Here is a 3,231-nt window from a genome sequence, read left to right as displayed (position 1 = left end):
GTGCCGGCCGATGGCCGGCAACCCTGGAACGCATGCCGGGGTCAGATCCCTTTTCCCTGAAAAGGGATCAGACCCCATCCACTGCCCGGGCACCTAAAGTCCCCCCCAGCGGGGCCGATATCGAGCCTGACACCGGGACTTCCGGCAGAACCAGGACCCCTCGATGAACGACAAGACCAGCTCCGCCGCCAGCACCGGTGGCGAATTCCTCAGCTTCACCCTTGGTGACGAGCACTACGGCGTGGACATCCTCAAGGTGCAGGAAATCCGTGGCTACGACGCGGTTACCCGCGTGCCGGATGCCCCGGACTACATCAAGGGCGTGATCAACCTGCGTGGCACCATCGTCCCGGTGATCGACCTGCGCCTGAAGCTGCGCCTGGACAACGCCCGCTACGACGCCTTCACCGTGATGATCGTGCTGAACGTCGAAGACCGCGTGGTCGGCATCGTCGTCGACAGCGTCTCCGACGTGATCCCGCTGTCGGCCGAGCAGATCCGACCGACCCCGGAATTCGGTGCCGCCGTCGATACCCGCTTCATCTCCGGCATCGGTACCCACGATGATCGCATGCTGATCCTGCTGGACATCGAGACCCTGCTCGACAGCGCCGACATGGGCCAGGCCAGCCTCACCGAAGACGTCGCCGCCTGAGTAAACGGAACTGCTTCACGTTCCGGTCACAAAACCCTTCAGTTCCCCCCGGCGATGCCGATAGGGGGACAGAAGCCGGCCGCGCAGGAGCGCGCAGGGCCGGCCCGACCGTTACCATCCCCGGAGATACCCCTCGATGAAGTCCCTGCTTGCGTTCGTTTCGGCCGCTGTCCTGGCCACCACCGCCGCCTCCGCTTTCGCCCAGTCGGCTGACATGATCCCGCCGGAACTGGCCCCGCGTTCGGTCGGCAAGGACGGCATGGTCTGTGGCAAGGTTGAAAAGGCCCGCTACGCAGAAGGTTCCGAAGGCCAGCCGACCTTCCTGTACATGGGCGGCGCCTTCCCGCGCCACACCTTCTCGGCCCGCATCGCCGGCGAGAACCGCGGCAAGTTCTCCTTCCCGCTGGAAACCCTGGAAGGCAAGACCGTCTGCGTGATCGGCAAGATCCAGCGCGACGCCTCGCGCGCGGAAATCGAAGTCAGCTCGCCGGCTGGGCTGAAGCTGGCCAACATCAAGTAATCCGCTGTCCGTCGAACCACGCCGGACCTGGTGCCGGCGTGGTTTCTGCTGCAACCGGGCCCGATGCCCGGGCGCGTCTGCCTTAGGAGCTCGCAACGCCCATGCCGTGGATCAACAACCTGAAACTGATGCCGAAGCTGCTGCTGACCTTCGGCGTCCTCCTGCTGGTGATGCTGCTGCAGGGCATCGTCGCCTATCGCGGCCTGCATTCGCTGAACAACGTCACCACCGAGCTGGCCGGTTCACGCATGGAGAGCATCCGCCTCGCCGGCGAGATGCGCGGCATGCTGGGCGAATACCGCAATGCCGCCTACCAGCAGTTGATCCGCGCCAGCGACGACGTCAAGTCCGATGCGCGCAAGCAGGCCGTCGACCTGCGCACCAGCATGGACAAGTCGATCAAGGACTATCCGAAGCTGGTCGACAACGCACAACAGAAGAAGCTGTTCGACACCTTCGCCAAGGAATGGAAGGATGCGCTGGCGTCCTATGACAGCGTCACCGAGATGCTGGAACTTGACCTGCCAGACGATGCCATCGATACCTTCGTCGGCGAAACCCGTACCAAGCACCGCAAGGCTGCATCGGCGCTGGAAGCGCTGATCGCCGAAGACAACCGCCTCGCCCGCGCCTCGCGCGAAGAGGCCGCCTCCACCTATTCCGCCTCGGCCGTGCTGACCGTGATCGCCCTGCTGGGTGGCGCCGCACTCGGCCTGGTGCTGGTGTGGCTGTTCGCCCGCGCACTGGTCGGCAGCGTGCGTGGCGCCGTCTCGGTCGCCAACGACGTCGCCGGTGGCAAGCTCGATGGTCATATCGACGTCAGCCGCCAGGACGAAGTGGGCGAACTGATGCAGGCCATGCAGCGCATGCAGCGCGACCTCCGCGAGCGCATCGAGACCGACCAGGCCGTGGCCCGCGAGAATCTGCGCATCCGTACCGCGCTGGACTACAGCTCGACCGGCGTGTACCTGACCGACACCAGCAACACCATCGTCTACAGCAACCGCGCCCTGCAGCAGACCCTGAGCCAGTACCAGGACGAAGTTCGCCGCGACCTGCCGGACTTCGATGCCCAGGCCTCGCTGATCGGCAAGCCGGTCACCGTGCTTGAACACCGCGGCGAGATGGACCAGACCCTGCTGGGTAACCTGAAGGCACACGGCGTCGCCCGTCGCCCGATGCAGTATGGCGATGCCCAGTTCGCCCAGGTGGTCTCGACCATCCGCAATGAAGGCGGCGACACCGTCGGCTACGTGGTGGAATGGCGCGACCGTACCCAGGAAGCGCAGGTCGAAGCCGAAGTGGCCCGCGTGATCGCCCAGGCTGCCGCCGGCGACCTGTCCGGCCGCATCGACGCGACCGACAAGGAAGGCTTCTTCCTGCAGCTCGCCCAGCAGATCAACGGCCTGCTGGATGCCAACGCTGGCAGCATCGAACAGATCTCCGGCCTGCTTGCGGCACTGTCGCAGGGTGACCTGACCGTGCGCATGCACGGCGACTACCAGGGCGTGTTCGCCCGCATGCGTGACGATGCCAACGCCACCGCCGCGCAGCTGAGCGAGATCGTCACCCGCATCAAGCAGTCCAGCCGCGCGATCAGTTCGGCCGCCGGCGAGATCGCCTCGGGCAACAGCGACCTGTCGCGCCGCACCGAGCAGCAGGCTGCCAACCTGGAAGAAACCGCGGCCTCGATGGAGGAATTGACCTCCACCGTGCGCCAGAACGCCGAGCATGCCCGCCAGGCCAACCAGCTCGCCATCGGCGCCCACGGCGTCGCCTCGCAGGGCGGTGAAGTCGTCGGCCAGGTGGTCACCACCATGTCGGCCATCGAAGCCTCGTCGAAGAAGATCGCCGAGATCATCAGCGTCATCGACGGCATTGCGTTCCAGACCAACATCCTGGCGCTGAATGCCGCCGTGGAAGCCGTTGATGAACTCGAAGACGAGCGCGGCCAGGATCACCACCAGGACAAGGGTCAACATGCGGCGGCGTCCGTCAGCTGTTCTTCAACACGATCTGGTACGCCACCACGCCGGCCTCGCGGCAACGGTCGATG

General features: G+C 65.5%; 3 protein-coding genes. All 3 read left to right on the top strand.

All coding sequences use genetic code 11. From position 1 onward, the window contains the following. The first annotated feature begins 163 nt into the window (after positions 1–163). On the top strand, positions 164–655 hold the full coding sequence (locus ABGA94_RS11905; RefSeq protein WP_005416412.1) for a chemotaxis protein CheW: 492 nt from the start codon (positions 164–166) through the stop codon (positions 653–655). A gap of 136 nt (positions 656–791) precedes the next feature. Beyond that, the gene (locus ABGA94_RS11900; protein ID WP_005416411.1) at positions 792–1,175 is read left to right on the top strand and encodes a hypothetical protein; all 384 of its coding nucleotides are present in this window, start codon (positions 792–794) and stop codon (positions 1,173–1,175) included. A 101-nt stretch (positions 1,176–1,276) separates the two neighbouring features. Continuing rightward, positions 1,277–3,231, top strand: a 1,955-nt coding sequence (locus ABGA94_RS11895; protein WP_375367374.1) for a methyl-accepting chemotaxis protein, incomplete at its 3' end; no start/stop codon positions are given.

The organism is Stenotrophomonas sp. 3diitr2024, from assembly GCF_042136455.1.
Classification (GTDB): Bacteria; Pseudomonadota; Gammaproteobacteria; order Xanthomonadales; family Xanthomonadaceae; genus Stenotrophomonas; species Stenotrophomonas sepilia.
This window is presented reverse-complemented; position numbering and strand designations above follow the sequence as displayed.